The organism is Pseudomonas sp. 9AZ, from assembly GCF_902506525.1.
Classification (GTDB): domain Bacteria; phylum Pseudomonadota; class Gammaproteobacteria; order Pseudomonadales; family Pseudomonadaceae; genus Aquipseudomonas; species Aquipseudomonas peli.
This window is the reverse complement of sequence record NZ_LR733840.1, coordinates 1,472,921-1,498,881: the sequence shown is the minus strand read 5'-3', so window position 1 is coordinate 1,498,881 and position 25,961 is coordinate 1,472,921. Positions and strand designations below refer to the sequence as shown.

General features: G+C 61.6%; 28 protein-coding genes. 12 read left to right on the top strand and 16 right to left on the bottom strand.

Translation table 11 applies throughout. The features are described 5' to 3' along the window. Nucleotides 1–7: 7 nt before the first annotated feature. The 4 genes from ALTER154_RS07030 to ALTER154_RS07015 all read right to left on the bottom strand — a co-directional run bounded on the left by ALTER154_RS07030 (nt 8) and on the right by ALTER154_RS07015 (nt 4,610). Nucleotides 8–988, bottom strand: coding sequence for a hydrolase (locus tag ALTER154_RS07030; protein ID WP_160085816.1), 981 nt, complete (start codon nt 986–988; stop codon nt 8–10). Nucleotides 989–1,175: 187 nt separating this feature from the next. Beyond that, nucleotides 1,176–1,781, bottom strand: a complete 606-nt coding sequence (gene rsmD, locus ALTER154_RS07025; protein WP_160085815.1) for a 16S rRNA (guanine(966)-N(2))-methyltransferase RsmD — start codon at nt 1,779–1,781, stop codon at nt 1,176–1,178. Further along, a complete protein-coding gene (locus ALTER154_RS07020) occupies nt 1,781–3,262 on the bottom strand; it encodes a pitrilysin family protein (RefSeq protein ID WP_160085814.1) in 1,482 nt (493 codons plus the stop codon). Before ALTER154_RS07020 ends, rsmD begins: the two co-directional genes overlap by 1 nt. Then, the gene (locus tag ALTER154_RS07015) at nt 3,255–4,610 is read right to left on the bottom strand and encodes a pitrilysin family protein (protein WP_160085813.1); all 1,356 of its coding nucleotides are present in this window, start codon (nt 4,608–4,610) and stop codon (nt 3,255–3,257) included. Before ALTER154_RS07015 ends, ALTER154_RS07020 begins: the two co-directional genes overlap by 8 nt. A gap of 204 nt (nt 4,611–4,814) precedes the next feature. Here ALTER154_RS07015 and ftsY point away from each other — a divergent pair, with 204 nt between their 5' ends. The 5 genes from ftsY to ALTER154_RS06990 all read left to right on the top strand — a co-directional run bounded on the left by ftsY (nt 4,815) and on the right by ALTER154_RS06990 (nt 9,645). Further along, nucleotides 4,815–6,245: a signal recognition particle-docking protein FtsY gene (gene ftsY / locus ALTER154_RS07010; protein WP_160085812.1), complete on the top strand. Its 1,431-nt coding sequence runs from the start codon at nt 4,815–4,817 to the stop codon at nt 6,243–6,245. A gap of 1 nt (nt 6,246) precedes the next feature. Beyond that, nucleotides 6,247–6,915, top strand: coding sequence for a cell division ATP-binding protein FtsE (ftsE, locus tag ALTER154_RS07005; protein WP_090250172.1), 669 nt, complete (start codon nt 6,247–6,249; stop codon nt 6,913–6,915). After that, a complete protein-coding gene (gene ftsX, locus ALTER154_RS07000) occupies nt 6,912–7,931 on the top strand; it encodes a permease-like cell division protein FtsX (RefSeq protein WP_090250169.1) in 1,020 nt (339 codons plus the stop codon). Before ftsE ends, ftsX begins: the two co-directional genes overlap by 4 nt. A 112-nt stretch (nt 7,932–8,043) precedes the next feature. After that, on the top strand, nt 8,044–8,898 hold the full coding sequence (gene rpoH / locus ALTER154_RS06995) for an RNA polymerase sigma factor RpoH (RefSeq protein ID WP_160085811.1): 855 nt from the start codon (nt 8,044–8,046) through the stop codon (nt 8,896–8,898). Between the two features lie 135 nt (nt 8,899–9,033). Next, entirely contained in the window at nt 9,034–9,645 is a 612-nt protein-coding gene (locus tag ALTER154_RS06990) for a hypothetical protein (RefSeq protein WP_160085810.1), read from the top strand. Between the two features lies 1 nt (nt 9,646). On the opposite strand, the gene mtgA is transcribed toward ALTER154_RS06990, so the two are convergent. Further along, entirely contained in the window at nt 9,647–10,384 is a 738-nt protein-coding gene (mtgA, locus tag ALTER154_RS06985) for a monofunctional biosynthetic peptidoglycan transglycosylase (protein ID WP_160085809.1), read from the bottom strand. A 67-nt stretch (nt 10,385–10,451) separates the two neighbouring features. Between mtgA and ALTER154_RS06980 the strand changes: the two genes are divergently transcribed. The 6 genes from ALTER154_RS06980 to ALTER154_RS06955 all read left to right on the top strand — a co-directional run bounded on the left by ALTER154_RS06980 (nt 10,452) and on the right by ALTER154_RS06955 (nt 15,642). Beyond that, entirely contained in the window at nt 10,452–10,838 is a 387-nt protein-coding gene (locus tag ALTER154_RS06980; RefSeq protein ID WP_160085808.1) for a DUF423 domain-containing protein, read from the top strand. Nucleotides 10,839–10,940: 102 nt separating this feature from the next. Further along, nucleotides 10,941–11,141, top strand: a complete 201-nt coding sequence (gene thiS, locus ALTER154_RS06975; protein ID WP_160085807.1) for a sulfur carrier protein ThiS — start codon at nt 10,941–10,943, stop codon at nt 11,139–11,141. A 56-nt stretch (nt 11,142–11,197) separates the two neighbouring features. Next, nucleotides 11,198–11,992 carry a thiazole synthase gene (locus ALTER154_RS06970; protein WP_160085806.1) on the top strand — a complete coding sequence of 265 codons (795 nt, stop codon included), beginning with the start codon at nt 11,198–11,200 and terminating at the stop codon, nt 11,990–11,992. Between the two features lie 146 nt (nt 11,993–12,138). Further along, nucleotides 12,139–12,858, top strand: coding sequence for a tRNA (guanosine(46)-N7)-methyltransferase TrmB (trmB, locus tag ALTER154_RS06965; RefSeq protein WP_160085805.1), 720 nt, complete (start codon nt 12,139–12,141; stop codon nt 12,856–12,858). Nucleotides 12,859–13,041: 183 nt separating this feature from the next. Further along, entirely contained in the window at nt 13,042–14,385 is a 1,344-nt protein-coding gene (locus tag ALTER154_RS06960; RefSeq protein WP_090250154.1) for a DUF1329 domain-containing protein, read from the top strand. Nucleotides 14,386–14,562: 177 nt separating this feature from the next. Further along, nucleotides 14,563–15,642, top strand: a complete 1,080-nt coding sequence (locus ALTER154_RS06955) for an NAD(P)-dependent alcohol dehydrogenase (RefSeq protein WP_160085804.1) — start codon at nt 14,563–14,565, stop codon at nt 15,640–15,642. 8 nt (nt 15,643–15,650) lie between these two features. Here the strand turns inward: ALTER154_RS06955 and ALTER154_RS06950 are convergent, their stop codons facing one another. The 11 genes from ALTER154_RS06950 to ALTER154_RS06900 form a co-directional block, all read right to left on the bottom strand. Further along, nucleotides 15,651–15,974 carry a DUF3392 domain-containing protein gene (locus tag ALTER154_RS06950; protein ID WP_090380340.1) on the bottom strand — a complete coding sequence of 108 codons (324 nt, stop codon included), beginning with the start codon at nt 15,972–15,974 and terminating at the stop codon, nt 15,651–15,653. A gap of 30 nt (nt 15,975–16,004) precedes the next feature. Beyond that, nucleotides 16,005–17,165, bottom strand: a complete 1,161-nt coding sequence (gene hemW / locus ALTER154_RS06945) for a radical SAM family heme chaperone HemW (RefSeq protein WP_160085803.1) — start codon at nt 17,163–17,165, stop codon at nt 16,005–16,007. Then, complete coding sequence (gene rdgB, locus ALTER154_RS06940; protein WP_160085802.1) at nt 17,162–17,758, bottom strand: RdgB/HAM1 family non-canonical purine NTP pyrophosphatase; 597 nt, start codon at nt 17,756–17,758, stop codon at nt 17,162–17,164. Before rdgB ends, hemW begins: the two co-directional genes overlap by 4 nt. Before the next feature lie 13 nt (nt 17,759–17,771). Beyond that, the gene (locus ALTER154_RS06935; RefSeq protein WP_160085801.1) at nt 17,772–18,191 is read right to left on the bottom strand and encodes a DUF4426 domain-containing protein; all 420 of its coding nucleotides are present in this window, start codon (nt 18,189–18,191) and stop codon (nt 17,772–17,774) included. A 40-nt stretch (nt 18,192–18,231) separates the two neighbouring features. Beyond that, on the bottom strand, nt 18,232–18,852 hold the full coding sequence (metW, locus tag ALTER154_RS06930) for a methionine biosynthesis protein MetW (RefSeq protein WP_160085800.1): 621 nt from the start codon (nt 18,850–18,852) through the stop codon (nt 18,232–18,234). A 2-nt stretch (nt 18,853–18,854) separates the two neighbouring features. Then, entirely contained in the window at nt 18,855–19,994 is a 1,140-nt protein-coding gene (locus ALTER154_RS06925) for a homoserine O-acetyltransferase (protein WP_160085799.1), read from the bottom strand. A gap of 95 nt (nt 19,995–20,089) precedes the next feature. Beyond that, on the bottom strand, nt 20,090–22,072 hold the full coding sequence (locus ALTER154_RS06920) for a dynamin-like GTPase family protein (protein ID WP_160085798.1): 1,983 nt from the start codon (nt 22,070–22,072) through the stop codon (nt 20,090–20,092). A gap of 236 nt (nt 22,073–22,308) precedes the next feature. After that, on the bottom strand, nt 22,309–22,605 hold the full coding sequence (locus ALTER154_RS06915; RefSeq protein ID WP_160085797.1) for a DUF167 family protein: 297 nt from the start codon (nt 22,603–22,605) through the stop codon (nt 22,309–22,311). A 13-nt stretch (nt 22,606–22,618) separates the two neighbouring features. After that, complete coding sequence (locus ALTER154_RS06910; protein WP_160085796.1) at nt 22,619–23,209, bottom strand: YggT family protein; 591 nt, start codon at nt 23,207–23,209, stop codon at nt 22,619–22,621. Nucleotides 23,210–23,218: 9 nt separating this feature from the next. Further along, a complete protein-coding gene (gene proC / locus ALTER154_RS06905; protein ID WP_160085795.1) occupies nt 23,219–24,037 on the bottom strand; it encodes a pyrroline-5-carboxylate reductase in 819 nt (272 codons plus the stop codon). A 35-nt stretch (nt 24,038–24,072) separates the two neighbouring features. Next, nucleotides 24,073–24,759, bottom strand: a complete 687-nt coding sequence (locus tag ALTER154_RS06900) for a YggS family pyridoxal phosphate-dependent enzyme (RefSeq protein ID WP_090250118.1) — start codon at nt 24,757–24,759, stop codon at nt 24,073–24,075. Between the two features lie 63 nt (nt 24,760–24,822). Between ALTER154_RS06900 and ALTER154_RS06895 the strand changes: the two genes are divergently transcribed. Then, nucleotides 24,823–25,857: a type IV pilus twitching motility protein PilT gene (locus tag ALTER154_RS06895; protein ID WP_090250115.1), complete on the top strand. Its 1,035-nt coding sequence runs from the start codon at nt 24,823–24,825 to the stop codon at nt 25,855–25,857. Nucleotides 25,858–25,961 lie beyond the last annotated feature (104 nt).

The following is a 25,961-nucleotide window of genomic DNA, read 5'->3' as shown; positions in this document are numbered from 1 at the left end:
TAAGCCGCTAAGCCGCTAAGCCGCTAAGCCACTGCGGAATGCGCCGTTCCAGGTAGTAACCTGGTTTGCTCAGGCTGCCTTCGACAAAACCGACATGACCGCCATTAGCGTGCAGTTCGAATTCGATGCTGGGTGATAGCTCGCTGGCTTCGGGCAGGCTGTGGGGGAAGACGAAGGGATCGTCCGCGGCCTGGATAATCAGCGTCGGTGTCTCGATCTGGCCGAGAAAGTAGCGGCTGGAAGCGCGGCGGTAGTAGTCCTCGGCATTGGCATAACCATGCAGCGGCGCGGTGATGCGGCCGTCGAAATCCCAGAAGGTGCGCATATTGTCCAGCGGGCCGAGTTTCTCCAGGGTGGACAGTCGGTCGGCCATGCCCTGGTGGGCAAACAGGCGCTGCTTGTCTTTCACGTAGGCCACCATCTCGCGCATAAAGTGGCTCTGGTAAACCCTGGAAAAGCCCATGCCGATGCGGTCCGCGCACTGATCCAGACGAAACGGCACCGACACCGCTGCTGCGCCCTGCAGCTGGCTGTCGGCCCCGGTTTCACCCAGGTACTTGAGCAGTACGTTACCGCCCAGGGAATAACCCACGGCATAGATCGGTGCCATCGGCCGTTGGGCGCGCAGGTGGCGCACAGTTTCTGCCAGGTCCTCACTGGCGCCTGAGTGATAACCCCTGGCCAGCAGGTTCGGCTCGCCGGAGCAGCCGCGCCAGTTCAGCGCCACGCTGGCCCAGCCCTGAGTTGCCAGTTGCTGCTGCAGCCCCAGAACGTACAACGAGTCGGATGAGCCGGTCAGGCCATGTAGCACCAACACCAGCGGTGCGTCGGCCTGGTGTGGGCCGTGCCAGTCCAGATCAAGAAAGTCACCATCGTCCAGCCACAGTCGCTCGCGCGTGCGCTCAAGTTTCGCCGGTTGGCGACACATTGGGTTCCATAGGGTTTGTAGATGGGGGCCGGGTAGCCACCAAGCGGGTTTAAAGGGCATGGACTGGTATCGCTAGGGAAAGCGCCCAGGCTAGGGCCTTGGGCGGTGAAACGGAAGCGCTATGACTGGGGCGAATAACAGAACCTGACTTAGGGTGGGCTTGTTCTGCTTCCTGGTGGGTTGTGCCACATCTCGCTGGGGATTAAACCCTGCTGATCTGCTACGGCCCACCCACCCTGCAAAAGCCCTACGCGACTGTACGCTGCCATAGCGCGTAGTACACCTGGCCAGCCTTCTGCTCGCGGTGCAGTCGCCAGTTGCCGGGCATGCCGAGGCTGGAAGGCGGGTTCTCGCTTTCGGTATAGACCCAGGCATCGGCCGCCAGCCAGCCATGCTGCTCCAGCAGGGTGCAGGCCGGTAGCAGCAGGTTCTGGTTGAACGGAGGGTCGAGAAACACCAGATCGAACGGTGTGGCGGCCGGGTTCTGCAGGTAGAGCAGGGCGTCGGTCTGCTGCAGCTGGCCGTTGTCGCAGTTCAGCGTTTGCAGGTGGCCGCGCAGGCTGGCGATGGCCGCTGGATTGAGGTCCAAGGCCAGGGCGCTGCCCGCGCCGCGCGACAGTGCTTCAAGAAACAGCGCGCCGCTACCAGCGAACAGGTCGAGCACCTTGGCACCCTCGACATAGGGCGCCAGCCAGTTGAACAGGGTTTCGCGCACGCGGTTTGGTGTCGGCCGCAGGCCAGCGGCCATGGGGAAGTTGAACTGGCGCGAGCGCCATTGCCCGCCGATGATCCGCAGCTGGCCATCGCCGCTGTGGGCGGGGTTGGCTTTCGGCGGTTTGGGTCGCTTGCTCATCAGTGCTCCGGGACGCCAGTGGGTTGCTCGGCAGGGTTGTCGGTGGGCGGTGGCAGTTCTTTCTGCGCCACGCTTGGGCCGGCGGTGACGATCACCAGGGCGTCCGGGTTGAGGTGCTTGGCCATGGCAGCTTTAACCTGCTCGACACTCAGCGCGTCGACGTCGCGCATAAAGTCTTCCAGGTAGCTCAGCGGCAGGTCATAGAAACCCATGGAGCCGAGCTGGCCAACGATCGCCGCGTTGCTCGCGGTGGACAGCGGGAAGCTGCCGGCCAGCTCGCGTTTGGCGTTGTTCAGCTCCTCGGCAGTCGGGCCGTTGGCGATAAAGTCGGCCAGCATGCTTTTGACCAGTTGCAGGGTGCCATCGCTGAGTTCGGCGCGGGTCTGCAGGTTGATCATAAAGGGGCCGCGCGCCTGCATAGCGCTGAAGCCGGAGTAGACGCCATAGGTCAGGCCGCGCTTCTCGCGTACTTCAGTCATCAAACGGGTGCCGAAGCCACCGCCGCCGAATACCTGGTTGCCCAGGTAGAGCGCGGCGTAGTCCGGGTCGCGGCGGTCGATGCCGAGCTGGGCAATCATCAGGTGGGTCTGGTTCGAAGGGAACTCGATATGTTGCAGGCCCGGCTTGGGCTCTTGCGGTTGAGCGATGCGTGGCAGCGCCGGGCCTTTTGGCAGGGCGGCTGAGACCTGGCTGGCCAGGGCTTCGGCGTCGCTGCGCGAGAGGTCGCCGACCAGCGCAATAATCGCGTTATTGGCGGTGTAGGCCTTGGCGTGGAAGGCCTGCAATTGCTCACGGGTGATGGCCGGGATCGACTCCGCCGTGCCGTCGCTCGGGTGGGCGTACGGGTGCGTACCGTACAAACGCTCGAACAGCGCCAGGCTGGCCAGCTTGCCGGGGTTCTGCTTCTGGTATTCGAAGCCGGCCAACAGCTGGTTCTTGATCCGCGCCAGGGCGTCTTCCGGGAAGGTCGGCTGGCCGAGCACCTGATTGAACAGTTGCATGGCCGGCTCGCGCTTGTCCGCAGCACTGAGGCTGCGCAGGCTGGCGATGGCCATGTCGCGGAATGCGCCGTTACCGAAGTTGGCGCCGAGATCTTCGAAACCTGCTGCGATTGCGCCGACATCCTTGCCCGGTACGCCTTCATTGAGCATGGCGTTGGTCAGCATGGCCAGGCCCTGTACGCCATCATCATGGCTGCTGCCGGCGGCAAAGGTCAGTTGCAGGTCGAACATCGGCAGCTCGCGGGCTTCGACGAACAGCACCTTGGCGCCTTCAGCGGTCTGCCAGGTCTGGATGTCCAGATCGCGGCGGCTGGGCGGCTGATCGCCAAGGGCGGCCAGGGATTCGATGTGGGTCGATTCGGCGGCCGGTGTCGCGGTTGGGCTGCTATCCGGGCGGTTGATCACTAGGGCCAGCAGCGCCATCAATATCAGTAGCGCCAGGCCGAGCAGGCCGTAGCGCAGGCCATTGCGCTCACTCATTGCGCTTCTCCTCAGGCAGAACATGGGCGACGCTCAGGCGGTCGCGGGTAAAGAAGGTGCTGGCGGCTTGCTGGATATCAGCCGGGGTCACGGCTTCCAGTTCGGCCAGTTCCTGGTCGATCAGCTTCCACGACAGGCCGACGGTTTCCAGCTGACCGATGGCGGTGGCCTGGCTGGTGATCGAGTCACGCTCGTAGACCAGGCCGGCGATTACTTGCGCACGCACGCGGGCCAGTTCCTCGGCGCTTGGCGGGGTGTTTTTCAAGTCCTCCAGCTCACGCCACAGACCGGCTTCGACCTGCTCCAGGGTCTTGCCGGTCTGCACGTTGGGTGTGGCGGAGAGGATGAACAGGCTGTCGCCACGGGAGAACCCGTCGTACCAGGCCGAGGCGCCGGATACCAGTTCCTCGCCACGCTCCAGGCGTGTCGGCAGGCGGGCGCTGTAGCCGCCGTCTAGCAAGGCGGCAGCCAGACGCAGGGCATGCACCTGGCGCGGTTGTTCAGTGGTGGCCAGGCCTGGCACGTTAAAGCCCATCATCAGGCTCGGCAGCTGGGTTTTCAGGTGCAGGGTGATACGTCGCTCGCCCGGTGCGGCCAGCTCACGCGGGGCTTTGGCGGTGGGCACAGTGCGCTTGGGAATGGCGCCGAAGTAGCGCTCGGCAAGGATCTTCACCTCGGCGAAGCTGACGTCACCGACCACCACCAGGGTGGCGTTGTTCGGCGCGTACCAGGCTTCGTACCAGGCGCGCAGCTCCTCGACGGTCATCCGCTCAAGGTCGGCCATCCAGCCGATGGTCGGGGTGTGGTAACCGCTGGCGGGGTAGGCCATGGCCTTGAAGCGTTCGTAGGCCAGGCTCGACGGTTTGTCATCGGTGCGCAGGCGGCGCTCTTCCTTGATCACCTCGATTTCCTTGGCGAACTCATCGGCCGGCAGCTTGAGGCTGGCCAGGCGGTCGGCTTCCAGTTCCAGGGCGATGGCCAGGCGGTCGCGGGCCAGTACCTGGTAGTAGGCGGTGTAATCATCGCTGGTGAAAGCGTTTTCCTCGGCGCCCAGTTCACGCAGGATGCGTGAGGCTTCGCCGGGGCCGAGCTTGCGGCTGCCCTTGAACATCATGTGTTCGAGGGCGTGGGACAGGCCAGTCTGGCCGGGTGTCTCGTAGCTGGAGCCGACCTTGTACCAGAGCTGGCTGACCACCACCGGCGCACGGTGGTCTTCACGGACGATGACCTTGAGGCCGTTGTCCAGGCTGAATTCGTGGGTCGGCTGGGTTTCTGCGGCGAAGGCCAGCAGGGGTGTGCAGAGCACGCCGAGCAGCAGGGCTGCAGTGCGTTGGGCAATCATATGCATAGGTTATCGACCTGTCGGACGGGCCCGCTTGGTCTTAGCGTCGGCGGGCGCGGAGGTGCTAGGATACGCATCCGTTTTACTGGCGACCACGCCTGCTAAGGCTTCTGATTGTTTCCGCGTGCACTCTTCAGCTTTTAATGCCGCGTGAGCAGTGCTTTCAGAGGCCATGGTCTGCGCGTCGCACCTTTGAGATAGCCGTCCTCCATGTTTGGTTCCAACGACGACAAGAACACGCCCGCGCCCTCTACGCCGCCCTCTGCCGAGAAACCTGCAGAGAAGAAAGACCTGTTCGGCTGGCTGCGTAAAAAGCCGCAAGCGCCGGTCACGCCCGAGCCGCCATTAGCTTCGGTGAACGAGCAGCCTGCTACTCCGGCTGTCGTTGCGGCTGAGGTCACTGAAACTGCTACTGTGCCTGCTGCGCCGATCAGCGAAGTGGCCGCGCCAGTTGAATCGCCGGTTAATACGCCCGAGCCCCAGCCGGCTCCAGTGGCTCCCGTTGAGCAAGCTGCCGCCGTCCTGCCTACGTCGGCTGACACCAGTGGCTTAAACCCGGTGCCACGTCCCTCGCGTTTTCGGATCAACGCGGGCAGTGAAGTCCTGCATGCGCACGTTGAGGTACCGGTGGTGGTTGAGCCGGTCGTCGAGCCACCGGTGGCCGCACCTGCTGTCGTAGAACCTGTCGCAGCGCCGGCTAAAAGCGCTGAAGAGAGCCGTACCGGTTTCCTTGAGCGCCTCAAGCAGGGCCTGTCGAAAACCAGCGCCAGCCTTGGCGAAGGTATGGCCAGCCTGTTTCTGGGCAAGAAAGTCATCGACGATGACCTGCTCGAAGACCTGGAAACCCGCCTGCTGACGGCGGATGTGGGCGTTGAAGCCACCACGGCGATCATCGGTAACCTGACCAAACGCGTGGCGCGCAAGGAACTGGCTGACAGCGGTGCGCTGTACAAGGCGCTGCAGGATGAGTTGGTGGCATTGCTCAAGCCGGTTGAGCAACCGCTGAAAATCGACAGCAACAAGCAGCCCTACGTGATTCTGGTGGTCGGCGTAAACGGCGCCGGCAAGACCACCACCATCGGTAAGCTGGCGAAGAAGCTCCAGCAGGATGGCAAGAAAGTCATGCTCGCCGCCGGCGACACCTTCCGCGCCGCTGCCGTTGAGCAGCTGCAGGTGTGGGGCGAGCGCAACCAGATTGCGGTAATCGCCCAGCACACCGGTGCCGACTCTGCTTCGGTGATTTTCGATGCCGTGCAGGCCGCCAAGTCGCGCGGCATGGACGTGCTGATCGCTGACACCGCCGGGCGTCTTCACACCAAAGACAACCTGATGGAAGAACTGAAGAAGGTCCGCCGGGTGATTGGTAAGCTCGATGACACCGCACCGCACGAAGTGCTGCTGGTGCTGGATGCTGGTACCGGGCAGAACGCGATCAATCAGGCCAAGCAGTTCAATCAGACGGTCAACCTGACTGGCCTGGCGCTGACCAAGCTGGACGGTACGGCGAAAGGCGGGGTGATCTTTGCCCTGGCCAAGCAGTTTGTATTGCCGATTCGCTATATCGGGGTGGGTGAGGGCATTGATGACCTGCGCACCTTCGAGGCCGAAGCCTTTGTTCAGGCGCTGTTCGCGGAGAAATAGGATGATCAAGTTCGAACAGGTCGGTAAACGCTATGCCAACGGCCACATCGGGCTGCATGAGCTGAGCTTTCATGTGCGCCGCGGCGAGTTCCTGTTCGTCACCGGTCACTCCGGTGCTGGCAAGAGCACTTTGCTGCGCTTACTGCTGGCGATGGAGCGGCCGAGCAGCGGCAAATTGCTGCTGGCCGGGCAGGATTTGTCGCATATCACCAATGCACAAATTCCGTTCCTGCGTCGGCAGATCGGTGTGGTGTTCCAGAACCATCAGCTGCTGTTCGATCGCAGTGTATTCGACAACGTGGCGCTGCCGCTGCAGATTCTTGGTCTGTCCAAGGATGAAATCGGCACCCGCGTGCGTACTGCGCTGGAGCGGGTTTCCCTGGCCGACAAGGCCGAGCAATCGCCTGGCGACCTGTCCACCGGTCAACAGCAGCGCGTCGGCATTGCCCGCGCCATCGTGCATCGGCCGGCCCTGCTGCTGGCGGATGAGCCCACCGGTAACCTCGATCCGCGCCTGGCCGCCGAGATCATGGGCGTATTCGAGGACATTAACCGGTTGGGCACTACCGTGCTGATCGCCAGTCACGACCTGGCCCTGATCGCGCGCATGCGCCACCGCATGTTAACCCTGCAGCGCGGCCGCCTGATCGGCGACGGGGAGGCCGCATGAGCGCCACCCGCATGCCGCCTCCGCAGCCCGCGCAGCGCGTCGGTGCTGCACCGAAGAAATCCGAATCGCCAACGCCGGGCGACGATGGCCCAAGCTTTACCCACCAGCTGCACGCCTGGCTGGAAAATCACCGCGCCAGCCTGGTCGACAGCCTGCGCCGTCTGGCTAAACAGCCGATTGGCAGCTTCTTTACCTGCCTGGTGATGGCCGTGGCCCTTAGTCTGCCGATGGGCCTGGCCTTGCTGTTGGATAACGTTGAGCGCCTGGGGGTGTCCTGGCAGCGTGCGGCGCAGATTTCCCTGTTTATGCAGATCGATGCCACAGATGCCCAGGGTCAGGCGCTGCGTGAGCAGATCGCCGCGATGGACGATGTGGAAGAGGCCGAGTGGATCAGCCGCGAGCAGGCTTTGAGTGAGTTCCAGCAACAGTCTGGCCTTGGCGAAGCGCTGAAGGAACTGCCGGATAACCCGTTGCCTGGGGTGATTGTGGTGACACCGCAGCAGGTCGATAAGGTCGCTCTGGAGGCCCTAAGGCTGCGGTTGGCCGAACTACCACGTGTGCAGCAGGCGCAGCTGGACCTGCTTTGGGTCGAGCGCCTGAGCGCCATGCTCAAGCTGGGTGAGCGCTTCGTCTTTGGCCTGACCTTACTGCTGGTGATGGCGTTGCTGCTGGTGATCGGTAACACCATTCGCCTGCATATCGAGAACCGCCGCACCGAAATCGAAGTGATCAAGCTGGTTGGCGGTACCGACAGCTATGTGCGTCGCCCCTTCCTCTACATGGGCACGCTGTATGGTTTGGGCGCTGGGCTGCTGGCCTGGCTGCTGCTGGCCTATGGCCTTGGCTGGCTGAACGACGCTGTGGTGCGCTTGGCCGGTTTGTACGGCAGCGACTTCGCCCTGGCGGGTGTGCCGATAGCCGATGGTCTATCCCTGCTGCTCGGCGCGGTCCTGTTGGGCTATATTGGCGCCTGGCTGGCGGTCGCAAGGCACTTGAGCGAACTGGCCCCTAGGTAGTAAGTTATTGTTTTGCTTGATATTGACTATGTGTAAGGGAACTTGTACCTCGGTATAAAGTCCCAAGGAGCAGTGCTAGACTGCTCCACGATTCGTAAGTCGGAGGATTCAAATGTCCACTTCTTTGCAACCTGTTCATGCTCTGGTTCCGGGTGCCAACCTAGAAGCATACGTGCATGCGGTAAACGGCATCCCGCTGTTGACCCCTGAGCAGGAGCGTGAACTGGCGGAAAGTCTCTTCTACAAACAAGACCTCGAAGCCGCCCGGCAAATGGTGCTGGCTCACCTGCGTTTTGTTGTGCATATCGCCCGTAGCTACTCCGGTTATGGCCTGGCCCAGGCCGACCTGATTCAGGAAGGCAACGTCGGCCTGATGAAGGCGGTTAAGCGTTTCAACCCGGAAATGGGTGTGCGCCTGGTGTCGTTCGCCGTGCACTGGATTCGCGCCGAGATCCACGAGTTCATCCTGAAAAACTGGCGCATCGTTAAAGTCGCCACCACCAAGGCACAGCGCAAGCTGTTCTTCAACCTGCGCAGCCAGAAGAAGCGCCTGGCCTGGTTGAACAACGACGAAGTGCATGCAGTCGCCGCAAGCCTCGGTGTTGAACCGCGTGAAGTGCGCGAAATGGAAAGCCGCCTGACCGGCCATGATATGGCCTTCGACCCAGCAGCCGAAGCGGACGACGAAAGCGCCTTCCAGTCGCCGGCGCATTATCTGGAAGACCATCGCTACGATCCGGCGCGTCAGCTGGAAGATTCCGACTGGAGCGACAGCTCCACCGCCAATCTGCACGAGGCGCTGGAAGGTTTGGATGAGCGCAGCCGTGACATCCTCAACCAGCGCTGGTTGGCTGAAGAGAAAGCCACACTGCATGACCTGGCCGCCAAGTACAACGTATCGGCCGAGCGCATTCGTCAGTTGGAGAAGAACGCGATGAATAAGCTCAAGGGCTCAATCGCTGCGTAAATCGCGCTACTGTCAAAAGCCGCACCCAGGTGCGGCTTTTTTATGGCTTGCCATAGCTGGTGGCCACCCTTCGGGCAGCCGCTGCTCGGTGTTAAAAATCGCGGCCGGCGATTTTTCTGATCAAGGAATAACTCGATGAAATTGCCGCCCATACGTCTGCAGCACTGGCTGATCTTTGCCGTGGTCGCCGCCCTATTCTTTGCCTGGGGCGCGTGGCTGATGCGCCCGCAGTCCGCAGCGCAACCGGTGTCTTGGCTGGCAGAATGGCAAACCAAGGTGCTTACGCCGCTGGCCGATGATCGCCTGAGCCTGGTGCACTTGCATGATGCTCTGGATGGCGAGCTATGGCTGCAGCCGAATCTGGAAGGCGCACGCCTGCTGTATCGCGGTGAATTGCAGGATGCTGATGGCAATTGGTCGCTGGAAGCGGAAGTGGGTCTGGAAAAAGCCGAGCGCGAAAGCCTGCTGGCCGCTGCTGGGCTAAAGCCGACGGATAAGGAGCAGCCGCTGGGCAGCCAGTTGCTGGTGCCATTGGCCAATCGCCCGATTATTGCGCTGACCCTGTTGCCGCCAGCGCCGCTGGATGTTGCACGACTGGCCGCCAGCATCGGTCAGCCGCGTCTGACCCTGGAGCTGGCCGAGGGGCAGGCCTGGGTGTATCCCGAGCTGGGCATGACCGCTCACCTGCAGGACGACGAGCTGTACTTCCTCTATGCCGTGCCGCGGCATCTGCTTAAACAGCGTTGAGCTAAACGCCCTTTAACCAGCCTGGCCACCACTCGGGGCGGTTGGGTTGCAGGCGGTTGAGGTAGTGGCTGCCGCCCAGTTGCCACATCTGCTGGCGAATCCAGTTGGCCCGGCGGCTGATGTGTGCACTCGGGCGGCTGGCGCTCCACTCGCGTGGGTTGGGCAGCACGGCGGCCAGCAGGCTGCTCTGCTGGCGTGACAGGTAGGGCGCGCCGACCTTGAAATGATGCCGCGCGGCTGCTTCGGCACCGAACACGCCATCGCCCCACTCGACGCTGTTGAGGTACACCTCAAGAATCCGCTGCTTGGGCCAGAGCAGTTCGATCAGGCCGGTAAACCACACTTCCATACCTTTGCGCAGCCAACTGCGCCCAGACCAGAGAAAAAGGTTCTTTGCCACTTGCTGGCTGAGGGTACTGGCACCGCGCAGAGAACCGCCTTGCTGGTTGTGTTCCAGAGCGGCCTGGATAGCCGCGACATCGAAGCCCCAGTGTTCGGCGAACTTCTGATCCTCGCTGGCGATCACTGCCATCTTCAGGTCATCCGGCAGTTCGCTCCAGGGGCGCCAGCTGCGCTGCAGGTCGATGGGTTGATCATCGATCCAGGACTCAATCTTGCGCTCGACCATCAGCGCGGTGCCGGGTGGCGGCACCCAACGGAATAACAACACCAGTAGAACCGAGGCGAGCATCAGCCAAAGCAGGAGTTTGAGCAGTCGACGGGAGAGGGATCGAAACATGCGTGCTTGGCCGGGATGAATTTGCCGGCCATTATAGCCAGCCCTGTCTTTATAGCTGGAGTGATGCATGGCTCGTCTGTGGTTATTGCTGTCCGCCTGCGCCGGTTTTACCGGTGTCGCCTTGGGTGCCTTTGCCGCGCATGGCCTGAAGAGTCAGCTGACACCGGCCTATCTCGCGGTATTCCAGAGCGGTGCTCACTACCAACTGATTCACGCGCTGGCGCTGCTCGGTGTTGGCCTGCTGGCCTTGCTGCGGCCCGCGCCGCTGGTCAATTGCGCTGGTGCGCTGTTTACCCTGGGGATCGCGCTGTTCTCCGGTAGCCTGTATGCCCTGACCTTGAGCGATATCAGTGCGTTGGGCATGGTCACGCCTTTCGGTGGCCTGGCGTTTCTCGCTGGCTGGTTATGCCTGGGTCTGGCGGCCTGGAAGCTGGGTGCGCGCAGTAGCGCCTGACCCGTAAGTCAGAAAGCAGGACGAGTGGCAGCCTTTAGCCTTGGTCAGCGCCTATGATCAGGCTAGAATGCCGGCCCTTTTCTCAGTTGTGACCGAGCCGTCATGCGTATTCAGTTAAACGGTGAAGCATTCGAATTGCCCGACGGGGAAACCGTCTCCGGGTTGATCGAGCGTCTGGACCTGACCGGACGGCGCGTGGCGGTCGAACTCAATCTGGATATCGTGCCGCGCAGCCAGCATGCCACCACCGCCTTGCGCGAGGGTGACCAGGTTGAGGTGGTCCACGCCATTGGCGGTGGTTGACCCCGCTCATCGGTTTATCGCGTTCAGACAGCCGCCCACTTTCACGAGGATTACCCATGAGCCATGCGCCCAGCGACAAGCCCTTTACCCTGGCCGGTCGTACCTACCAGTCGCGTCTGCTGGTCGGTACCGGCAAGTACAAGGACCTCGAAGAAACCCGCCTGGCCATTGAGGCTTCGGGTGCCGAGATCGTTACCGTGGCAGTGCGCCGGACCAATATCGGGCAGAACCCGGGCGAGCCGAACTTGCTGGATGTGATCTCGCCGGACACGTACACCATCCTGCCGAATACCGCCGGCTGCTATGACGCCGTCGAGGCGGTGCGTACCTGCCGCCTGGCCCGTGAGCTGCTCGACGGCCACAAGCTGGTCAAGCTGGAAGTGCTGGCGGACCAGAAGACCCTGTTCCCCAACGTCATCGAAACCCTCAAAGCTGCCGAAGTGCTGGTTAAAGACGGTTTCGACGTGATGGTGTACACCAGCGATGACCCGATCATCGCCCGCGAGCTGGCGGCCATGGGCTGTATCGCTGTGATGCCGCTGGCCGGCCTGATTGGCACCGGACTGGGTATCTGCAACCCGTACAACCTGCGCATCATCCTGGAAGAGGCTACCGTTCCGGTATTGGTCGATGCCGGCGTGGGCACCGCGTCCGATGCCACCATCGCCATGGAACTGGGCTGCGAGGCGGTGCTGATGAACAGCGCGATTGCCCATGCGCAGAACCCGATTTTGATGGGCGAGGCGATGAAGCACGCGATCATCGCCGGGCGCATGGCCTACCTGGCCGGGCGCATGCCGAAAAAACTCTATGCCAGCGCTTCTTCGCCGCTGGATGGCCTAATCAAGTAAGGACTACGATTTGCTGCGCGTCGGCCCTGCTGCGTTAGAAACAGGCTCGGAATGCTCATGTACAAAAGTACACTCCGCTTCCTCGCCTTTTTCTGCCTTGCATAGCTCTAGCTCGCGAAATCGTAAAAGCACTTTAAGAGCACAGCATGACTGAATTGCAGCAACAGCCTGAGCCGGCTGAAGACACCTCTAAGCACCGCGCAATCAAAAGTTTCGTGATGCGTGCCGGGCGCATGACTGAAGGCCAGCAGCGCGGCCTCGATCAGGGCTGGCCGAAGTTCGGCATGCAACTGGAGGACGGCCTGCGTGACTTCGATCAGGTATTCGGCCGCACGGCGCCGCGCACCTTCGAGATCGGTTTCGGTATGGGCCACTCCACCCTGGAAATGGCCGCCGCTTCGCCCGAGCAGGACTTTATCGGGGTGGAAGTGCACCGTCCGGGTGTTGGCGCACTGCTCAACGGTCTGATGACGCAGAACCTCAGCAATATGCGCGTCTACAGCTGCGATGCGATGGACGTACTGCGTACCTGTGTGGCCGACGCCAGCCTGGATCGGGTGCTGCTATTCTTCCCGGACCCCTGGCATAAGGCCAAGCACAACAAACGGCGTATCGTGCAGCCGGCGTTTGCCGAGCTGGTGCGACAGAAACTTAAGGTCGGCGGTGTGTTGCACATGGCCACCGATTGGCAACCTTACGCCGAGTACATGCTGGAAGTGATGAGTGTCGCGCCCGGTTACCTGAATCAGGCCGAAGACGGCCAGTATGTGCCGCGGCCAACGGAGCGTCCGACCACCAAGTTCGAGCGTCGCGGCGAGCGTCTGGGGCATGGCGTATGGGATCTGAAGTTCCAACGCATCGATTGATTGATTCACGCGCTGAGGTATCGGCGCAGCAAAACCATAAGCACAAGGACGATTGCACAAGATCGGAATAATCCGACGCCCGCCAGGACGGCTCCTCACCAAGACGGCACATAAACCCGGGCAGCACTGCCCCGGTCATAAAAACAGCAGCCCTGCCTCAGGCCAGGCTGCGAGGAGATCGCTGTGTTGAGAACGCTTTCAATTCTGCTGCTGGCTACGTGCGCGCTTCAGGCGCAGGCCAAAGTCGACAGTGCCCAGGCTGCGCGCTTGGGCCAGGACCTGACGCCACTGGGCGGTGAGCGCGCGGGCAATGCCGCCGGCACCATTCCAGCCTGGGACGGTGGCCTGGCGCAACCGCCAGCCAACTACCAGCCGGGCATGCATCACCCTGACCCTTACAGCGCCGATGCGCCCTTGTATCAGGTCAACAGCCAAAACCTGGCGCAGTACCAGGCGCAGCTGCCGGCGGGCCTGAAGGCGTTGCTGGAGAAAAATCCGGATTACTTTCTGCGGGTATTCCCGACCCGTCGCAGCGCCGCAGCGCCGCAGCGTATCTATGACGCCACGCGCTTCAACGCGCAGACCGCAGAGCTGATTTCCGGCGGTAACGGTGTTGATGGTGCTGCTGCTGGTATCCCTTTCCCGCTGCCGAAAACCGGTCAGGAAGTTATCTGGAACCACATCATGCGTTACCGTGGCGATCAGATCAGCTTTGTCACCAACCAGGCAGCGGTACTGAGCAATGGTGCCTATAACCTGCTCAAACTGGAACGTGACATCTACTTCCTCTACGGCCGTGAAGGTGTCAGCCCGCAGGACCTGGACAACACCCTGTTCTACTACAAGTACAAGGTGGTCGCGCCGGCCAAGCTTGCAGGCTCGGCGCTGGTGGTGCAGGAGACCCTCGATCAAGTGTTGGCGATTCGCAAGGCCTGGCGCTTCAACCGTGGCGAGCGCCGCGTGCGCCGTCTGCCGATGCTGGCCTACGACACCCTGCAGCCGGACACCAACGGCATGGCCACCGCCGACGTGGTCGACTCCTACAACGGTGCGCCTGACCGCTATGAGTGGAACCTGGTAGGCAAGCAGGAAATGCTGGTGCCTTACAACAGCTACGCCGTGCACCAGAAAGGCATCCCATACGACAACATTCTGCGTAGCAATACCGTGAATCCGGAACTGCTGCGGTATGAGCTGCACCGCGTCTGGGTTGTCGATGCTGAGCTGCGCAAGGGCTTCAGCCACCCGTATGCCAAGCGTCGCTTCTATATCGATGAAGACAGCTGGCAGATCCTCGCCGCCGACCTCTACGACAAGAGCGGCGAGCTGAGCGGTGTGCAGGAAAGCCACCCGATCAGCTACTACGACGTGCCGATGTTCGGCAGCACCCTGGAGACCATCTATGACTTCAAGGGCAAGCGTTACTTTGTCGACGGCCTGGATAACAACGAGCCGATGTACAACTTCAACGCCAAGCTGACGCCGCGCGATTTCACCCCGCAGGCGCTGCGTCGCGAAGGCAACTGAGCCTCGTCGCACTGAAAAAACCGCCTCTTGCAGGCGGTTTTTTTATGCCCGGCGATTGAGGCTGTGTGGCCTTGGAGCATTACGCGAACTGCGCCGGCCGTTGATGCAGGACAAGTAGCCGAGCTGTCATCACGCTACAGTCAGGGCTCTGTGCTAGCGCATACAAGGAGCCTGACCATGAGCATGATGAAAGCAGCGGTGTTTATCGAGCCTGGACGCATCGAGCTGGTGGACAAGCCCATCCCGCCCGTTGGGCCCAATGATGCGCTGGTACGGATTACCACCACGACCATCTGCGGCACCGATGTGCACATCCTCAAGGGTGAATACCCAGTGGCCAAGGGGCTGACCATCGGCCACGAACCGGTTGGCATCATCGAGAAACTGGGGAGCAACGTACAGGGTTACCACGAGGGGCAGCGGGTGATCGCCGGAGCCATCTGCCCAAGCTTCAGCTCCTACGCTAGTCAGGACGGTTATTCCTCTCAGGATGGCGGCTGCAGCTGCCATGGCTACAAACCCATGGGCGGCTGGCGCTTCGGCAACAGCATCGACGGCACCCAGGCCGAATACGTGCTGGTACCCGACGCTCAGGGCAACCTGGCCCCAGTGCCGGATGGCCTGACTGACGAGCAGGTGCTGATGTGTCCGGACATCATGTCCACCGGGTTTGCCGGTGCAGAAGCCGCGAATATCAAGATCGGTGATGTGGTCGCCGTCTTCGCCCAGGGGCCGATTGGCTTGTGCGCCACGGCCGGGGCCAAGCTGCGTGGGGCGAGCACCATCATCGTGGTCGATGGTGTCGAGCAGCGCTTGCAGATTGCCCGGCAGATGGGCGCGGACATCACCCTTAACTTCAATCAGGTCGATGTGGTCGAAGAGATCCTGCGCCTGACCGGTGGCCGTGGTGTGGATGCGGCCATCGAAGCATTGGGCCTGCAATCCACTTTCGAAAGTGCGCTTCGCGTGCTCAAGCCGGGTGGCACGTTGTCCAGCCTGGGGGTGTATTCAACGGATCTGGTGATTCCCCTGGCGGCGTTTCATGCCGGTTTGGGTGACCACAAGATCGTTACCTCACTGTGCCCGGGCGGTAAGGAACGCATGCGCCGGCTGATCAATGTGGTGGCATCCGGGCGCGTCGATTTCGGCGCGCTGGTGACGCACCAGTATGCGCTGGATGACATCGTTGCGGCCTACGATCTCTTTGCTCACCAGCGCGATGGCGTGCTCAAGGTGGCGATCAAGCCGTTTGCGTAAGTGCTGAGTCAGCTGCGGTCGGCGAGGATGCCGATGATAAAGAACACCAGAATCAGCACCGGGGCCAGGGTGAAGTTGTTGAAGAAGCCCAAGCCTTTGGCCAGATACGGTGTGGCGAAGACGATCAGCAGGCCGTAGCCCACTGCGCAGAGCAGCACGAAGATCAGCGTGCGGAAGATGAAGTTCATGCTGCTGGTATTGCGTTGCACCCAGGCATTGATCCCAGGGCCGAAGAGCACCAGCAGGGTGGCCATGATCGCCAGGGATATATCGTAGAGGTGGCTGCGGCTCCAGCGCGACAGGGTGACGATCAGGTCGAGTAGCAGGTCCATCCGGTGTCCTTAGCCGTGGCGGCGTGTGCGTCAGGGTAGAAAATACTGCAGCAGGTCGTTGAGAAACAGCTGGCCTTCGCGGGTGGCGCACAGGCGTGTCGGATCGCTGTGCAGCAGGCCGCGCTTTTGCGCTTCGATGCGCGCTGCGGCGAGTTGGCTGAGCGGCAGGCCGGTGCGCTGAGTGAACAATTCGCTGGCGACGCCGTCCGTGAGGCGCAGCACATTCATCAGAAATTCGAAGGGCAGCTCATCAGCACCCAGGACGCGTTCGCCGGCGCTGAAGCGTTTGCTGCGGTCTAGGTAGTCTTTGGGTAGGCGGGTTTTCCAGCTACGGCTGATGCGTCCGTCCGGTTGGCTGAGTTTGGCGTGAGCGCCGGCGCCGATGCCGAGAAAATCGCCGAAGGTCCAGTAGTTCAGGTTGTGCCGTGCGGCCTTGCCGGCCTGAGCGTAGGCCGACACTTCGTACTGCGCATAACCTTCAGCGGCCAGCAGGGCCTGTCCGGCTTCCTGAATATCCCAGAGAATATCGTCTTCCGGCACGTCGGGTGGCTGGTTCCAGAACACCGTGTTCGGCTCCACCGTCAGCTGATACCAGGACAGGTGCGTCGGCCCTTGGGCAATGGCGGTGCGCAGATCGCTGAGTGCATCCTCGATGGACTGATCCGGCAGGCCGTGCATCAGGTCGAGGTTGAAATTGTCGAAGCCGGCGGCGCGGGCCATATCGGCTGCATGCACCGCTTCATCGCCGTCGTGGATTCGGCCCAGGGCGATCAGTTTGGGTGCCTGGAAACTCTGCACGCCAATCGACAGGCGATTGATGCCCAGGCGGCGATAGTCCTTGAACTTGGCCTGTTCGAAGGTACCGGGGTTGGCTTCCAGGGTGATTTCGATATCGGCGGCAAACGGCACGCGCCGCTCCACGCCTTCAAGCAGGCGGCCGAGGGCTTTGGCCGAGAACAAGCTGGGGGTGCCGCCGCCAAAGAAGATCGAACTCAACGCTCGGTTATGTACCTGCGCCAGATCAGCATCCAGATCGGCCAGCAGGGCATCGACGTACTCTTCTTCCGGCAGATTTGGTCCGGCGGTGTGGGAGTTGAAGTCGCAATATGGGCACTTCTTCACGCACCAGGGAATGTGCACATAGAGTGCAAGTGGCGGCAGCGCGAAGCCACCGCCGGACGCCGTGGTCATGCCAGGCCCAGCCGCTGTTTCAGCAAGGCCATCGCGCGGGCGCGGTGGCTTATCTGGTTTTTCTCGGCCGCCGGCAGTTCGGCGCTGGAGCAGTCGCGCTCGGGCACCCAGAACAGCGGGTCATAGCCGAAACCTTCCACGCCTTGCGCGGCGTGCAGGATGCGACCGTGCCAGAGGCCTTCGCAGATGATCGGCAGCGGATCGTCGGCATGCCGTACCAGCGCCAGGCAGCAGACGAACTGCGCGCCGCGCTCGGCATCCGGCACCTCTTTCAGGGCGTCGAGCAGCTTGGCGTTATTCGCCGCATCACCCTGGCCATCGGCGTAGCGCGCCGAGTAGATGCCCGGTGCGCCACCGAGAAAATCCACCGCTAGGCCGGAGTCATCGGCCAGCGCCGGCATGCCGGACAGGCGGGCAGCATTGCGTGCTTTCAGAATGGCGTTTTCGATAAACGATAAGCCGGTTTCTTCCGGCTCGACCATGGAGAACTCGCCGACTGAGCGCACGCGTACGCTGCTGCCGAGCATGGCCTGCAGCTCTTTGAGTTTGCCGGCGTTATGGCTGGCGAGTACAAGCTCGTTGAAAGGCATCATGTATTCAGGGCCATCATTCGTCTGGGAAGACTTCCTGGTTGAAATTAAAACTGTGCGCCGCGCCATCGGCCGCGCGCACGTTGATGGTGAAACGCAGCATTTCACGCTGGCTGAAGGTGAATTGCGCCAGGTAATAAATGGCTTCACCTTCGTTGACCTGCTTGAAGGTCAGCGGCTGGCTGCGACCGACCAGGTCCTTCACTTCGCCACTGACGCTGGCGCTGCTGGCCTTGCCGGCTTTGAGTACGGAAATGTTCACCACGCCCTGGGTTTTGCTGCGGACCAGGCCGTTGGCCGCGGCTATGTCCGGCTGCAGAAAGCTGGAGTTGAAGGTGATGTAGTGCACGTCGAGGTCGCCGAACGTCTGCTTGCGTTCAGCCAGCGCAGGCAGGCTCAGGCACAGGGCGATAAATAAAAGTGCGATGCGACGCATAAGGGTTCTCCAGATGGACAGCGGCCTGGGATAAGGCCGCTCAATTGGCGATTTGAACATCCTGGGCAGTAGGCCCGCTGATCCGGTAAATGCCGATTTCACCTAACAGATTAGGCCAGATCCGGCTGGCCCAGCCGTGCCGGTGGTCGCGGTCCACGGCCAGACGATCCATGACTTTTGCGCCCTGGTTGTGGCACAGGTTTTCGAAGTCTTCGAAGGTGCAGAAATGGATGTTCGGCGTGTTGAACCAGGTGTACGGGAGAAAATCCGACACCGGCATGCGGCCCTTGGTGGTGAGGTACCAGCGGCAGTGCCAGTGGCCGAAGTTGGGGAAGGTGATGATGCAGGTCTTGCCGACGCGCAGCATCTCCGCCAGTACTTTGTCCGGGTAATGCAGAGCTTGCAGCGACTGGGTCATGACTACCACATCGAAGCTGTTGCTGGCGAAGTTGCCCAGGCCCTTGTCGAGATTCTGCTCAATTACGTTGACGCCCTTGCTCACGCATTGAGCGATGTTGTCCGCATCGATTTCCAGGCCGTAGCCGCTGACCTGCTTGTGTTCGGCCAGCCAGGCGAGCAGCTCGCCATTGCCGCAACCCAGGTCAAGCACGCGGCTACCGGCGGGAATCCACTCTTGGATGATTTCGAGATCCGCGCGCATGGCTACACCTTAATCCGTTTCATATAGCTGTCGAACGCCTGCAGGTAGCGCGGGATCGGCATGAGGAAGGCGTCGTGGCCCTGGGGCGCATCGATTTCCAGGTAGCAGACGTTTTTCCGCGCGGCGGTCAGTGCATCGACGATTTCCCGCGAGCGTGCCGGCGAGAAGCGCCAGTCGGTGGTGAAGGACATCACGCAGAAATCGGCGCTGACGTGGGCCAGGGTCTTGGCCAGGTCGCCATCGAAGGCTGCTGCCGGGTCGAAGTAGTCCAGCGCCTTGGTCATCAGCAGGTAGGTGTTGGCGTCAAAGCGCCCGGAGAACTCCTCGCCCTGGTAGCGCAGGTAGCTTTCCACCTGGAACTCGACGCTGTGGAAGTCATAGTTGAGCTTCTCGCTCTTCAGGCCACGGCCGAATTTTTCGCCCATGGCGTCATCCGACAGGTAGGTGATGTGGCCGACCATGCGCGCCAGCATCAGCCCGCGCTTGGGGATCACGCCCTGTTCCTGAAAGTGCCCGCCGTGGAATTGTGGATCGGTGAGGATCGCCTGGCGCGCCACTTCGTTGAAGGCGATGTTCTGCGCCGATAGCTTGGGCGCCGAGGCAATCGCCAGGCAGTGACGCACGCGCTCGGGGTAGCTGATGGTCCATTGCATGGCCTGCATACCGCCCAGGCTACCGCCGATCACCGCTGCCCACTGCTGGATGCCGAGGTTGTCGGCCAGCCGCGCCTGGCTGTGTACCCAGTCCTCCACTGTCATTACCGGGAAGTCGGCGCCGAAGGGTTTGCCGGTCGCTGGGTTGATGCTGCTCGGGCCGGTGGAGCCGTTGCAGCCGCCGAGGTTGTTCAGACTGACGACAAAGAACTTGTTGGTGTCGATGGGTTTGCCAGGGCCGATGCAGCTGTCCCACCAGCCCGGTTTACGGTCATCGGCGCTGTGATAACCGGCGGCATGGTGGTGGCCGGACAGCGCGTGGCAGATCAGCACGGCGTTGCTCGCCGTGGCATTCAGCTCGCCATAGGTTTCGAAGATCAGTTGGTAGTCGGCCAGGCTGCGCCCGCAGGCCAGCGCCAGAGGTTCTGCAAAGTGCAGCACCTGCGGGGTTACCAGGCCAACAGAGTCTTGGGGAAAGGCAGTCGACATCGACCCTGCTCGCAATAAAGGAAGAGCCGCAGTCTAAAGAGCGCCGCCCCAGGCGGCAAGCGCGTGGGGCGGTGGGGTCTTGCTGATGAGACAGGCTATTCGCCGACGCTATGCGGGCGAGCGGCGCCTGGCAGGTTGACCACCTTGCCCTGGCGCTGCACGGGGGCAGGGCGCCGCAGGATGCGCAGCATGTCGTTGGCCTGCGCCAGTTGCTGCTCCAGTTCGCCGCTGTAACGCGCCAGTTGCTGGCCGCGCTGACGCGCCTGCTGGGTTTCCTGGGCCAGAGCTTTAAGCCGCAGCATGTGGGTTTCCAGAAGCTGCTTGTGCTCGAGGGTGTGCTGCATCAGTGGCATCAGTGCATCGCTGGCCCACTGTTCGGCTTCCTGGCGCATGCGCTGGTGCAGGCCGATCACTTCCTGCACCAGGGTGGCGAAGAAGCGTTTGGTCAGGCTGCGCTGTTCGGTCAGCAGGGTTTTCAGCTGCAGGCGGAACTGGTCGGCCTTGGCCTGCTGCTGCTTGAGCTCACGCAGGTAGCGGTTGACGTTGAACTGCGGTGCGTCGACGCCATGCAGCGGGTTCTCTTCGTTGTGCCGACGATAGATGGCCGCGACCATCTTGTTGGCCATGTCGGCTTCCTGCGCCAGGTTGTGCAGGTCCTGCTCCACGCTGCGGAAGAAATGCAGGATGGCCTGGTTGATACCCAGGGTGGTCCAGCTGCCAGTGAGATTCTTGCGCACCTTGTTCAGGTGTTCGTCCAGGCGCTCGCTGCGTGAGGCATGGCGCAGCAGGTCGCCCTGACGTTTGAGCAAACGCTGGTTGGTTTTCAGGCCAAGCAGGCGTTTATGGTGCTGGCTGTGGTCTTCCTTGGTCTTGGCGGTCAGCTCGAACAGCATCTGGCCGTTGTCGTGCTGGTGATTGCTCAGCAGGCCCTGTTGCTCGTTGACCTTTTCCAGACGCAGGTTGAGCACGTGCTGGCTGTTCTGCAGCAGCCTCAGCACCTGATTGACTACGCGGTCTTCGAGCAGGCGTTCCTTCTGCGCGATGATGCGTTCGCAGAGCAGGTTTTCCAGGTTGCTCATCTGGCTGCGGGCCAGCAGTTCCGGATCCTTGCGCACCTTGGCCAGCATCGCCTGCTTGGCCGACAGCGGCAGCACGTCCTCGACGCGGATGCCGAGCTGGCGCGCGGTGCTGGTCTGAATCTGGCGGATGGCGTTCTGCACAAAGGCTTCGCCGGCCAGGTCATCCCAGAGCACGTCGATCTTGTTCAACACGGCGAACAAGCTGGTCTGGGTGTCTTCGTCGAGTTGGCGGATATGCTGCTGCCACACGGCCATGTCGCTGGCAGTCACGCCGGTATCGGCGGACAGCAGGAAGATGATCGCCTGTGCGCTAGGCAGCATCGACAAGGTCAGCTCCGGCTCACTGCCGAGGGCGTTTAGGCCTGGGGTGTCGAGGATGCGCAAACCCTGACGCAACAACGGGTGGTCGAAGTTGACCATGGCGTGACGCCAGGCTGGCACCAGCACTTCGCCGGGCTTATTGGTGCTTTCCAGCATGTCCGGGTGAAAGCCCAGAGCAATCGCCTGTTCGACCGGCATGGGTTTGGTGCGGGCGACCTGGATAAAGGCCTGAACCATGTTGTCCGGGTCGCTGAGGTCCAGCGGAATATTTACCCAGTGCCGCGGAATCCGTTTGAACTGCGCCACACTGGCCTCGGAAACGCGGGTCTCGATCGGCAGCAGGCGGATATAGGAGCGCTCCGAACGTGGGTCGAAGAACAGCTCGGTAGGGCACATGGTGGTGCGCCCAGCCTGGGACGGCAGCATGCGCTGGCCGTAGGAGGAGAAGAACAGGCTGTTGATCAGCTCGGTCTTGCCGCGTGAGAACTCGCCGACAAAAGCCAGGGTGATGTGGTCAGTGCGCAACAGTTTCAGCGCGCGCTCAAGCTTGGCCTCCACGGCCTCAGAGTTGAGCCGATTGGTCAGCAGCCAGCTGCGATAGCGGGTGATTTCGCGCATCAGCTCGCGCTTCCAGGCGACGTAAGCATCGACCTGCTGACTGAGACGTTCCATGCTCATCCTGGGCTTTCCTCCGGTTGGCGCATCCATTGTGGGGCGACTGGGCTATACGGCACCCAGGTTGAGTCGGGCACACATTGAACGGTACCGCGTGGGTAACTGACGCGGCAGATAACGCTTTAAAGCCTGCGCAATTGCGCCAGATCCACGACGTTCGTGGATTGACCTGCCTGGCATTATGCGGGTCGCAGCTATGGCGTCAATCGCATGTCGTCGCCCGCCCGCCTTATGGTCGGTCAGGGTGACCGAGCGGTCAGTGCGAGTTCGGCGGGTAAACGCTGTGGCTGTTTGATGCGCACGCGTTTTTGCCGGCTTTGCTGACCGCTTTCCAGGCTGACCTGGCTTTTGCTGACTGCAAATACGCTGGCGAGGAACGCCAGCAGCTGGGCATTGGCTTTGCCATCTGCAGGCGGTGCGGTAAGACGGATTTTCACCCGCTCACCGTGCAGCCCCGCGAACTCATCCTTGCTCGCCTTAGGCTGCAGGTGGCACTCGAGAATCAGGTCGGCGCCGTCCCAGCGAAAGTGGCTCATCCGGCGCTCGCGGTCAGATTGCCAAACTGAGGCCTTTGTACATGCCAGTCATGACCGCCAAGTTGCGGATCACCAGCATGTCGATCAGGTTGAGGAGCAGGAACGCGACGATCGGCGACAGATCCAGCCCGCCCATGCTCGGCAGAATGCGGCGAATTGGCGACAGCAGTGGCTCGCAGATCTGATTGATCAGCATGGCGGTGGGGTTATGGCTGCCTTGGGCGACCCAGGACAGAATCACGCTGATGATCAGGGCGAAGAAGAACACCTTGAGGAACAGTGCAGTGACGCCAATGATCGACCACACCAGCAGCTGCAGCGGGTTCTCCAGGCCATAACCAAGGAGCATCAGGGTGAGTGCCATCAGCACGAGCTGCACCAAAATGGCCAGCACCAGCGAGGCCAGATCAAGCCCGGCGACGCTTGGAATCACCTTGCGCAGCGGTTTCAGCAGCGGATGGGTGGCGCGCACAATGAACTGGCTGAGCGGGTTGTAGAAGTCTGCACGTACCAGTTGCAGGATAAAACGCAGCAACACGATCAGCAGGTAGAGGCTGCCAATGGTCTGCAGGATGTAGACGGCGGCGGTATTGAGTCCGATCATTTTCGTTCCTTATTGACCGAGTTGTTCGGCGAGCTCGGCAGAGCGGTGGGCGGCGGCATTCAGGGCTTTCTCGACCAAGGCTTCGAAACCGTCAGCCTGGAAGGTCTTGATCGCAGCCTCGGTGGTGCCAGCCGGTGAAGTGACCCGGCGGCGTAGTTCGCTGGCATCGACATCGCTGGTCACAGCCATACGGGCAGCGCCGAGTGCGGTGTGCAGTGTCAGCTGGGCAGCAGTTTCGCGCGGCAGGCCGAGTTTCTCGCCCGCGGCGGTCATGGCTTCAATCAGCAGGAAGAAGTATGCCGGGCCGCTGCCGGACACGGCGGTCACAGCATCGATCTGCGCTTCCTGATCCAGCCACAGTGCCAGGCCGACGGCGCTGAGCAGCTGTTCGGCCTGTTGGCGCTGGGCCGGCGAAACCTGAGCATTGCTATACAGGCCGCTGACGCCCTGGCGCAGCAGCGCCGGCGTGTTGGGCATGCAGCGCACAATCGCACGTGGGCCGAGCCAGCTTTCTAGGCTGGCGCAGCTGATGCCGGCGGCAATCGACACCACCAGCTGCTGTTCGCCGATATGTGCGGCGAGATCCAGACAGACTTCTTTCATCACCTGCGGCTTGATCGACAGCACGATTACGTCCGCACCCTGAATCGCCTCGGCATTGCTGGCAAAGGTTTCGATGCCATGTTCGGTGCTGATCTTGTTGCGCTGTTCGGCGCCGCGGTCACTGGCGCGAATGGCGCTGGCATCAGTGCCCTGTGCGCGCAGTCCGCCGATCAGGCTGGCGGCCATATTGCCGGCGCCGATGAAGGCAATTCGGGGCGTGGTCATAACGGGCTTCCTTTTATAGCTGAAGGCAAACTCAATCAGGTTGTGCTGTAGTCACGAGCGCCGAAGAGGGCGGTGCCAATCCTGACCCAGGTTGCGCCTTCGGCGATGGCGGCTTCTAGGTCATGGCTCATGCCCATGGACAAGGTGTCGAGATCCAGGTTCAGACCTTGCATCAGCTCGCGCAGGCGGGCGAAGGCGGCGCGTTGCTCGCTGGGGTCATCGGTGGGTTCGGGGATTGTCATCAATCCGCGTAGGCGCAGGTTGGGCAGTTGTGTAACCGCTTGTGCCAGGGCCTGCAGCTCATCTGGGTTGCAGCCAGATTTGCTGGCCTCACCGCTGACATTCACCTGCAGGCAGATATTCAACGGCGGTAGATGCGCTGGACGTTGATCAGACAGTCGCTGGGCGATTTTCAGGCGGTCCACCGAATGCACCCAGGCAAAGTGCTCGGCGATGGGCTTGGTTTTGTTCGATTGGATCGGACCGATAAAGTGCCAGGTCAGCGGCAGGTCGCTCAATTCGGCCTGCTTTTCCAGGGCTTCCTGCAGGTAGTTCTCACCGAAATCGCAGGTGCCGGCTGCAAAGGCCTGGCGAATCGCTTCGGCCGGTTTGGTTTTGCTCACCGCGAGTAGGCCAACAGTCGCACAATCTCGCTGCGAGGCTTGCGCCGCCTCACGGATGCGCACTCCGACCTTTGCAATATTCTCTGCTATCGTGGACATTACTTGCGCCCGCCGCCTGGGTTTCGCGGCATTCTACCTGCTTGTCTGTCATTAGGGAGTCCCATGGATATCACTGAATTGCTGGCCTTCAGCGCCAAGCAAGGTGCATCGGACCTGCATCTCTCCGCTGGCCTGCCTCCGATGATTCGGGTCGACGGTGATGTTCGCCGGATCAATTTGCCTGCACTGGACCATAAACAGGTGCACGCACTGATCTACGACATCATGAACGACAAGCAGCGCAAGGATTTCGAGGAGTTCCTCGAGACCGACTTCTCCTTCGAAGTACCGGGCGTGGCGCGTTTCCGGGTTAACGCCTTCAACCAGAACCGTGGTTCTGGCGCGGTATTCCGGACCATTCCGTCGAAAGTGCTGAGCATGGAAGATCTCGGCATGGGCGAGATCTTCCGCAAGATTTCCGATGTGCCACGCGGCCTGGTGCTGGTAACCGGGCCAACCGGTTCGGGCAAGTCGACCACCCTGGCGGCGATGCTCGACTATATAAACAGTAACAAGTACCACCACATCCTCACCGTCGAAGACCCAATCGAATTCGTTCACGAGTCGAAAAAGTGCCTGATCAACCAGCGTGAGGTGCACCGCGACACCCTCGGCTTCTCCGAAGCCCTGCGCTCGGCACTGCGGGAAGACCCGGACATCATCTTGGTCGGCGAGATGCGTGACCTGGAAACCATCCGCCTGGCCCTGACCGCAGCGGAAACCGGTCACCTGGTATTCGGCACCCTGCACACCACTTCGGCGGCCAAGACCATCGACCGCGTGGTTGACGTATTCCCGGCCGAAGAGAAGTCCATGGTTCGTTCCATGCTCTCCGAATCGCTGCAATCGGTTATCTCGCAGACCCTGCTTAAGAAGATCGGCGGTGGTCGTGTGGCGGCCCACGAAATCATGATCGGCACCCCGGCCATCCGTAACCTGATCCGCGAGGACAAGGTGGCGCAGATGTACTCGGCCATTCAGACCGGTGGCTCGCTGGGCATGCAGACCCTGGATTCCTGCCTGAAAACTCTGGTGACCAAGGGCATCGTCAGCCGCGAAGCGGCGCGCGAAAAAGCCAAAACGCCAGAAAACTTCTAAATCGACAGTACCTGGCCGGCATTCGCCTGTCGGGTTCAGCCCAGCGGCTATTCACGCGCCTGCCGCTGGTCTTGCATAACCGCGTGATGCACATGGGCGAACAA

Excerpts from the sequence above, each read along its gene's own strand:
- ALTER154_RS07030 (WP_160085816.1), bottom strand. The coding sequence starts at position 988 with ATGCCCTTTAAACCCGCTTGGTGGCTACCCGGCCCCCATCTACAAACC.
- rsmD (WP_160085815.1), bottom strand. The coding sequence starts at position 1,781 with ATGAGCAAGCGACCCAAACCGCCGAAAGCCAACCCCGCCCACAGCGGC.
- ALTER154_RS07020 (WP_160085814.1), bottom strand. The coding sequence starts at position 3,262 with ATGAGTGAGCGCAATGGCCTGCGCTACGGCCTGCTCGGCCTGGCGCTA.
- ALTER154_RS07015 (WP_160085813.1), bottom strand. The coding sequence starts at position 4,610 with ATGCATATGATTGCCCAACGCACTGCAGCCCTGCTGCTCGGCGTGCTC.
- ftsY (WP_160085812.1), top strand. The coding sequence starts at position 4,815 with ATGTTTGGTTCCAACGACGACAAGAACACGCCCGCGCCCTCTACGCCG.
- ftsE (WP_090250172.1), top strand. The coding sequence starts at position 6,247 with ATGATCAAGTTCGAACAGGTCGGTAAACGCTATGCCAACGGCCACATC.
- ftsX (WP_090250169.1), top strand. The coding sequence starts at position 6,912 with ATGAGCGCCACCCGCATGCCGCCTCCGCAGCCCGCGCAGCGCGTCGGT.
- rpoH (WP_160085811.1), top strand. The coding sequence starts at position 8,044 with ATGTCCACTTCTTTGCAACCTGTTCATGCTCTGGTTCCGGGTGCCAAC.
- ALTER154_RS06990 (WP_160085810.1), top strand. The coding sequence starts at position 9,034 with ATGAAATTGCCGCCCATACGTCTGCAGCACTGGCTGATCTTTGCCGTG.
- mtgA (WP_160085809.1), bottom strand. The coding sequence starts at position 10,384 with ATGTTTCGATCCCTCTCCCGTCGACTGCTCAAACTCCTGCTTTGGCTG.
- ALTER154_RS06980 (WP_160085808.1), top strand. The coding sequence starts at position 10,452 with ATGGCTCGTCTGTGGTTATTGCTGTCCGCCTGCGCCGGTTTTACCGGT.
- thiS (WP_160085807.1), top strand. The coding sequence starts at position 10,941 with ATGCGTATTCAGTTAAACGGTGAAGCATTCGAATTGCCCGACGGGGAA.
- ALTER154_RS06970 (WP_160085806.1), top strand. The coding sequence starts at position 11,198 with ATGAGCCATGCGCCCAGCGACAAGCCCTTTACCCTGGCCGGTCGTACC.
- trmB (WP_160085805.1), top strand. The coding sequence starts at position 12,139 with ATGACTGAATTGCAGCAACAGCCTGAGCCGGCTGAAGACACCTCTAAG.
- ALTER154_RS06955 (WP_160085804.1), top strand. The coding sequence starts at position 14,563 with ATGAGCATGATGAAAGCAGCGGTGTTTATCGAGCCTGGACGCATCGAG.
- ALTER154_RS06950 (WP_090380340.1), bottom strand. The coding sequence starts at position 15,974 with ATGGACCTGCTACTCGACCTGATCGTCACCCTGTCGCGCTGGAGCCGC.
- hemW (WP_160085803.1), bottom strand. The coding sequence starts at position 17,165 with ATGACCACGGCGTCCGGCGGTGGCTTCGCGCTGCCGCCACTTGCACTC.
- rdgB (WP_160085802.1), bottom strand. The coding sequence starts at position 17,758 with ATGATGCCTTTCAACGAGCTTGTACTCGCCAGCCATAACGCCGGCAAA.
- ALTER154_RS06935 (WP_160085801.1), bottom strand. The coding sequence starts at position 18,191 with ATGCGTCGCATCGCACTTTTATTTATCGCCCTGTGCCTGAGCCTGCCT.
- metW (WP_160085800.1), bottom strand. The coding sequence starts at position 18,852 with ATGCGCGCGGATCTCGAAATCATCCAAGAGTGGATTCCCGCCGGTAGC.
- ALTER154_RS06925 (WP_160085799.1), bottom strand. The coding sequence starts at position 19,994 with ATGTCGACTGCCTTTCCCCAAGACTCTGTTGGCCTGGTAACCCCGCAG.
- ALTER154_RS06920 (WP_160085798.1), bottom strand. The coding sequence starts at position 22,072 with ATGAGCATGGAACGTCTCAGTCAGCAGGTCGATGCTTACGTCGCCTGG.
- ALTER154_RS06915 (WP_160085797.1), bottom strand. The coding sequence starts at position 22,605 with ATGAGCCACTTTCGCTGGGACGGCGCCGACCTGATTCTCGAGTGCCAC.
- ALTER154_RS06910 (WP_160085796.1), bottom strand. The coding sequence starts at position 23,209 with ATGATCGGACTCAATACCGCCGCCGTCTACATCCTGCAGACCATTGGC.
- proC (WP_160085795.1), bottom strand. The coding sequence starts at position 24,037 with ATGACCACGCCCCGAATTGCCTTCATCGGCGCCGGCAATATGGCCGCC.
- ALTER154_RS06900 (WP_090250118.1), bottom strand. The coding sequence starts at position 24,759 with ATGTCCACGATAGCAGAGAATATTGCAAAGGTCGGAGTGCGCATCCGT.
- ALTER154_RS06895 (WP_090250115.1), top strand. The coding sequence starts at position 24,823 with ATGGATATCACTGAATTGCTGGCCTTCAGCGCCAAGCAAGGTGCATCG.